Here is a 5,969-nt window from a genome sequence, read left to right on the forward strand (position 1 = left end):
CCCCTCCCACCAACCACCACGTCTAGAAGGGAGGTTCTTCCCCACTCCCCCACGACCCCCCGCCGCCCTGCCCCGCCTGCTGCGACGCCGACGTCCACGGATCCCCCGAACCCGCCGACTGCCGCGCCTGCTGGAACTCCTGCCGGCCACTACCAGAACCCGCCTTCGACACCACCGCCGTAGCCGACCGCAGCGACGGGCCGATCGAGTCGATGAGCAGCGCCGGCGCCGACCGCTTCTCCTGCTGCTTTGTCTCCCACCGCTCCGTACGCAGCCGCCCCGACACGATCACCTCCATGCCCTTCTCCAAGGACGAGGCGATGTTCTCCGCGGCCTGCTCGAAGGCAGTCCCGTCGATGAAAAAGCTGTCCCCATCTACCCAATCCCCCGAGGTGGGGTCCTTCTTCCGTGCGTTGAACGCCAGGCGTACCTTCACCACGGCCTTCCCCGACCCTGCGGCGAACCGCAGCTCCGGATTGTCGATCAAGCGGGCGGTACCGGTCATCGTCGGCAAGCTCATGCTGCTGCTCCTCAGAATCGGATCTGGTTATAGGGGACCGCAGCGAACCCATCCGGCCGCCCCGCGTTGGGATGCCCGATGAACCCCTGCTTCGACGCCGCAGACGCCTTCGTGCGCTTCTCCCGGATCGGCCCGCCAGCAGTCCGGTACGTTTCGCCGCTCAGCAGCGCCGTCATCGTCTTGCGGGTCACACCCCAGCTCATCGCCAGCTCAAGGTCGGTGACGTCTTCACTGGCATACCGTTCCCGCAGCTGACGGGCCTGGACCGGGGTGAACGCGTCCGGCTTGCTGTGTGCATGGATTGCGGGGAAGGGGCGGCCACTGCGCTCGTGCCGCTTCTTCATCCGGTTCACGAACTTTCCCGTGTCCCCGCCTTCCAGGGCACGCAGGGAGTCGATGTCCGTGTACGACATGCCCGCCGCAGCGAGCTCGCGGACAGCAGCCAGCCGCTCCGGTTCGCTCACCTCAACGCCAGACCCTTGCACGTACCGGCGTACCGCCACCGGATCGATAGCCTCGGCCTCGACCACCGGCTCAGGAGCCAGCTCCCGCACAGCCCTTCCGTCCGTCCACGGTGGGACCGCCAAATCCCGGTCCTCGGTGAACTCCAGCCACCCCAGGGCCTTCCCCAGCGGCTGCTCCGGATCCACCAGGCCGGCCAGGACAACCAGGAGTGCATCCTTCTCGTGGCTGTCCAGAGTGGCCAGCACACCGTGTACGTCCTGCGGACCGCCATCCCCGTGGACCAGCGTGACCAGGTTCGCCGCCACGGGCAGCAGCCGCTCGGCCAAGTCCCCGCGCTCCTCCACCGTCATCCCGCTCATGCCGCCACCCCCGCCGATTCCACAGCGCGGGACGCATCGGCCTGCAACTGCTCGTAGAGCCGCTGCATGTTGTTCACGGTCTGCACGTTCGTACCGAGCGACTGCGCGATCTCCATAGGCGACCTCCCCTTCCGCTGCAGCTCGAGGAACTCCTGCCCGCGCATGTCCAGCAGCTCCTGCGCCACCGGCTTGCCCGACGCCGGACGCGTCCGCCCAGGCCGCCGACCGTGCAGCACACGCCGGTCCGACTCCGTCATCCCTCCCCAGACCCCCGAGTCCTGCCGGTTCGTCAGCGCCCACTGCAGGCACCGCACGGCGACCGGGCACAGCGAACAGACCTGCTTCGCGTCCCGCGCCTGGGCGGCTCCGGCCGGGCCCTTCCCGGGGAAGAACAGTTCCGGATCGACTTGCCGACACCCGGCGTACTTGCGCCAGTCGGATCCGGCGATCTGGGGGATGACGAGGTTGAGCATCGGGGGCGTCTCCTCACGCGGGTGGGGGCTGTCGACGGTTTGGGCGGCATGTCTCGTACGGCGGCACGTGGCGGCCGCTGTGGAGCTCACGGGGCGAGGTCCGGCGGGTTGAGGAGTTGGAGGTGTTCGGGGCTGATCTGGTCGAGGTCGGTGACCCACAGAACGAGTTGGGCGCCCTTGACCGGTGTGCCGATGCGGGGGTCGGGGCCGAGGAGGCGGGTGTGGTCGTCGTCGGGGAGGACGCCGGCGTCTACGAGGCCGTCCACTGCGGCTTTGGCGGAGGGCGACCAGTTACCGGGGTCGCGGCGCCTCCCCTTCGTGTCGGGGTGGACGACGTAGAAGACGTGGGCGCGTTCCAGGGCGGGGAGTTTGTGGTGCCGGGCCATGGCCCATGCGGCTTGTCGGATGACCTTGACGAAGGAGGCGCGCTTCGCTGGGTGCATGCGGTCGTTGGCGTTGATGAGGGTGGTCTCTGCGGGGAGGGCGAGGCGCCAGGCCCGGGGGCGGGTGGTGTGGGGTTCGGGGGCGGTCATAGTCACGCTGCGTACTCCTGGACGGGTATGGGGCCGTGGGGTCCGGCGCGTAGGTGGGTGGCTTGGCCTGGGCGGTGGGCCAGGTGGACGTGGCGGCACCATCGGCAGCGGTAGTTGGTGAAGGCGGGTCCGCCGGTGCCGCGTATCTGTCGGGCTCGGCGTCGGGCGGCGCTGCGGCTGGGGAAGCGGGCTTTGCCGTAGCAGGCGATGAGGTAGCTGTTCATCGGGGTCCTGGGAGGCCGAGGTCGTGGGCGAGGGCTGTGCGGGCGGTCTGGTCGTGGTGTGAGTCCTGGATCCATGCGGTGACGATGGCGAGGCGTCCGCGGGCGAGGGCGAGGTCGTTCTCCGCGGTGGCGAGGAGCGCGGTGTGCCGGGTGCAGAGCTGTCCGGCGAGGGTGTCGACGTACGCCGTGTCCTGGTCAGCCATCGCGTTCACGTCGCTTCTGCTGCATGGCGAGGGCGTCGGCCACGGTGTAGCCGTTGACGGTGACGTGCGGGGCGGCCTTCTTGGCGAGGTTCAGGGCGGTGTCGAGGTCGAGGCGGTGGGCGTTGAGCCAGGCGTCGCCGCGGTCGTACTCCTTGACGCCTCGGTCCCAGGTGCCGTCGGCTCCGAGGCAACTGTGGCCGTGGCGGGTGACGGCGTAGCGACCCTTGCCGCGGTGCTGAACGCGGATCTCGAAGTGGTAGCCGTCATCGGGTACGCAGTTCACGGTGTACTCCACTGCGCGGACGACGGGCTCGGGGATCTGCTCAGGCACGGACGGCCTCCAGTTGGTGGGCAACGGTGGCGACGAGGTCGTCGTCGGGCGTCCAGAAGCCGAGCGCCCCTTTGGCGAGCACCGGCTCGGGGAGGGCAACGACGTCGGCGAGCGACCAGTGGTAGAGGCCGGGCTGGGCCCAGTAGCTGCAGCAGACCTGGTTGCCGTCGTCGAAGTGGCATCCGGTGACCGTGGCGATAGCAACGATCGCGGAGTACACGTCAAGGTGTTCGCCGTAGACGATGGCGTCGCGGTCCCGCTGGGCTCCGGCATGGATGAGGATGCGGGCGCCCTCGTGCGCGGCGGGGAGCTTCCAGGTGCGGTTCTCTACGCGCTTTGTCTGGTGGGCGATGGCACCGGCCCAGGGCTGGCGAACGGTGAGGGCTTTCACGGCTCGGGGTGCTCCTTCGGCTGGTCGGTGTCGGCCTCCTGCGTGCGGGCTTCGAGTCCGGCGCGGATGGCTGCGGCGGTGAGGGGCTGGGTGTCGGTGGTTCCGCTGTCTGAGCGGGTGAGGCTGTCGGCGAGGGTGCGGTCGGTGTCGTGGCCGAAGGCGTCAGCGAGGCTGCGGACGGGGCTGGTGGGGGTGTGGCGGTCTTGGCACCAGGCGAGGTGGGTGCGTGCGGCTTTGAGGTCGCCGGGGGCGGTGATCGGGTAGTTGTGGTGGGTGCCTTGGGGGCAGGTGGCGGTCCAGGTGAGGGTGTGGGTGGCGTGCTGGTAGGTGAGGGTGCCGTCGGTGTGGGGGCGGGTGGCGTTGTCGTTGCCTATGTCGGTCCAGGCGGAGAGGTGGGGGGTGGTGATGTCGGCGAGGAGCGCGGCGAGGGTGGCGTAGCCCTGGGCGTCGGTCATCCAGGGGCGGGTGGGGAGAGCCGCTTTGGTGGGGGCGGGGTTTTTGGTGAGGGTGAGGTGTGGGCGCTTGTGGAGGTCGACCGTGTGGGGGTGGTCAGGCGTTGTGTTGGTGCGGGGCTTCGTCTGGGGGGCGGTGGGGCGCCTGTTGCTGGTTTTGGTGCTCACGGTCTGGCTCCGTCCTGCGGGAAGTGGTGGTGCGGGGTGTGCTCCGGTGCTGGTGGATGAGGAGGAGGGTGAGGGCGGCGACGCCGATGGCGGTGGCGATGGCCGCCGGCCAGGTCACCGCTCCCCCACCGCCGTGTAGGCGCGGTTCTTGACGAGCTGCCGGAAGGCGGTGGCCTCGTAGGGGCTGTATCGGCGGTCGCGGAGGTCCTTGTAGGTGTCGGCACACATCAGGGGGCGCAGGCCAGCCTTGTTGGTGGGGCAGGTGTTGGGGTGGGAGAGGCCGACGGCGTGGGCGGACTCGTGCCAGATGACGTTCTTGCGGACGGGCTCGGAGAAGCGGCGGGTCGGCGACCAGTAGTCGGCGTTGATGTAGACGTAGGCGCTGTGGGCGGCGCGGGTGCTGGTGGCGCAGGTGCCGGTGAAGGACCGGTTGGGGGATGCCGGGTCGGGCTTGCTCATGTAGCGATAGCTGATGACGTGGCTGGTGAGGCAGGTGCCGCGGGTGATGGGGACGATCCGCGTGGAAACGGTGATCTTCACGCCGAGGTAGGACGTGAGCTCGGCGGCCGTCCTCTTCAGGTACGGGGTGAGCTTGGTTCGGGAGGCGGCATCGTGGAACGCGATGGTCCAAGAGCGGCTGTCGACATGCGTGATGGCGGGGGCCTGGAGCTTCCAGCCGGTCCCGGAGGTGATCGGGGTGGTGGCGCTGTTCGCGTCGGTGGGGGCGAGGAGGACGGCGCCGAGGGCGAGGGTCGCGGTGAACGCGGTGGTGGACGCGGTGCGGGTTCTCATCGGTAGCCTCCTGCGGTCGTCGTGTCCGTGCGGCCGGAGATGAACTGCTGCTCGAGCTGGGCGCCCTTGACGTATGCGGTGTAGCCCTGGGCGTAGGCGAGGTTGGGGTGGAGGTCGGTGATGTAGTCGGCGCGGACGTTGAGTTCGTCGAGGGTGAGTACGCCGTGGTCGTCGTAGGCGTCGGCGCGTCCGGCGAAGCGGTTCAGGTCGTCGGCGGAGAATCCGCAGGTGGCCGGGGCGATGGTCATGGTGGTCATGGCGTGGGGTCCGTTCCGGTCAGGCAGCGTGGGGGCGCTGGGTGGGGAGGGAGGCGAGGGTGTCGGCGGCCTGGGCGGCGCGGGCGAAGTTGCCGAGGACCACGTCGGGGGTGGCGGGCGGCTGGCCGAGGGCGGCGTACGCGGTCAGGTCGCTGATGTGCTCGATGTGGTCGACGACGCCGTCGGTGAGCGGGGGCTCGGTGGGCAGCACGGCAGACAGGGCGCGGATGGCGTCCATGGCGGGGGCGTTGGTGGTGATGAGCAGCAGCGCGATGTCGTCGTCGTCGATGAAGCAGTGCGGGGTGTGCCCGGTGATCGCCCGGAAGATCGCTGCCACGGGGTCGAGGCGTCCGTCGAAGCCGGCGAAGTGGGGGCCGTTGTGGTGGCCGTAGTAGGCGTAGAGCTGGGCGGCGGTGCGGAGGATGGTGCCGGTGCTGGACATGGGGGTCTCCCCTGCCGTCGGTGTGTGAGGTCTTGGGGTGGTGCGAGGCGAAAGCACCCGGCCGCGGAGGGTCGGCTCCGTCCGCGGCCGGGGAGTCTGTGGGTCAGTCCAGGTCGGGTGTGGGGTGCCGGTCGGCGCAGGTGGGGCACTGGCGGATCGGCAGGTTGAACCCGGCGGACACTTCGATGGTCCGGGCGTCCGGGTCGGCGTTGTCGAAGACCTTCGGGCACACGCAGATGCAGGAGCAGCGGAGGACCTCGCCGCCGTAGTGGATGCGGATTCCGGCGAGGGCGGCGATGCCGAGCATGAGGGAGTTGTATTCGCTGGCGTCGCTGGTGTTGTCGGCGCGTTCGAGGAGC

12 protein-coding genes are annotated in these 5,969 nt (G+C 69.7%); all 12 read right to left on the minus strand.

Going from position 1 to position 5,969, the window contains the following annotated elements:
• Nucleotides 1-22: 22 nt before the first annotated feature.
• A complete protein-coding gene (ssb, locus tag ABD378_RS43450; protein ID WP_344530953.1) occupies nt 23-520 on the minus strand; it encodes a single-stranded DNA-binding protein in 498 nt (165 codons plus the stop codon).
• Nucleotides 521-531: 11 nt separating this feature from the next.
• Entirely contained in the window at nt 532-1,344 is an 813-nt protein-coding gene (locus tag ABD378_RS43455) for a hypothetical protein (protein ID WP_344530954.1), read from the minus strand.
• Nucleotides 1,341-1,817: a WhiB family transcriptional regulator gene (locus ABD378_RS44295; RefSeq protein WP_386547074.1), complete on the minus strand. Its 477-nt coding sequence runs from the start codon at nt 1,815-1,817 to the stop codon at nt 1,341-1,343. The genes ABD378_RS43455 and ABD378_RS44295 overlap by 4 nt, the downstream gene beginning before the upstream one ends.
• Nucleotides 1,818-1,903: 86 nt before the next feature.
• Nucleotides 1,904-2,356, minus strand: coding sequence for a hypothetical protein (locus ABD378_RS43465; protein WP_344530955.1), 453 nt, complete (start codon nt 2,354-2,356; stop codon nt 1,904-1,906).
• 214 nt (nt 2,357-2,570) lie between these two features.
• Nucleotides 2,571-2,777, minus strand: coding sequence for a hypothetical protein (locus ABD378_RS43470; RefSeq protein WP_344530956.1), 207 nt, complete (start codon nt 2,775-2,777; stop codon nt 2,571-2,573).
• Nucleotides 2,770-3,108: a hypothetical protein gene (locus tag ABD378_RS43475; RefSeq protein WP_344530958.1), complete on the minus strand. Its 339-nt coding sequence runs from the start codon at nt 3,106-3,108 to the stop codon at nt 2,770-2,772. The genes ABD378_RS43470 and ABD378_RS43475 overlap by 8 nt, the downstream gene beginning before the upstream one ends.
• Complete coding sequence (locus tag ABD378_RS43480) at nt 3,101-3,499, minus strand: ASCH domain-containing protein (RefSeq protein WP_344530960.1); 399 nt, start codon at nt 3,497-3,499, stop codon at nt 3,101-3,103. Before ABD378_RS43480 ends, ABD378_RS43475 begins: the two co-directional genes overlap by 8 nt.
• Complete coding sequence (locus tag ABD378_RS43485; protein ID WP_344530962.1) at nt 3,496-4,119, minus strand: hypothetical protein; 624 nt, start codon at nt 4,117-4,119, stop codon at nt 3,496-3,498. The genes ABD378_RS43480 and ABD378_RS43485 overlap by 4 nt, the downstream gene beginning before the upstream one ends.
• Before the next feature lie 114 nt (nt 4,120-4,233).
• The gene (locus tag ABD378_RS43490) at nt 4,234-4,911 is read right to left on the minus strand and encodes a hypothetical protein (RefSeq protein WP_344530964.1); all 678 of its coding nucleotides are present in this window, start codon (nt 4,909-4,911) and stop codon (nt 4,234-4,236) included.
• Complete coding sequence (locus ABD378_RS43495) at nt 4,908-5,168, minus strand: hypothetical protein (protein WP_344530966.1); 261 nt, start codon at nt 5,166-5,168, stop codon at nt 4,908-4,910. Before ABD378_RS43495 ends, ABD378_RS43490 begins: the two co-directional genes overlap by 4 nt.
• Nucleotides 5,169-5,187: 19 nt before the next feature.
• Nucleotides 5,188-5,610 (minus strand): hypothetical protein, encoded by a 423-nt coding sequence (locus ABD378_RS43500; protein ID WP_344530968.1) that lies wholly within the window; start codon nt 5,608-5,610, stop codon nt 5,188-5,190.
• A gap of 103 nt (nt 5,611-5,713) precedes the next feature.
• Nucleotides 5,714-5,969, minus strand: a 256-nt coding sequence (locus ABD378_RS43505; protein WP_344530970.1) for a hypothetical protein, incomplete at its 5' end; no start/stop codon positions are given.

Origin of the sequence: Streptomyces rectiviolaceus (assembly GCF_039533825.1) — a bacterium.
Taxonomy (GTDB): domain Bacteria; phylum Actinomycetota; class Actinomycetes; order Streptomycetales; family Streptomycetaceae; genus Streptomyces; species Streptomyces rectiviolaceus.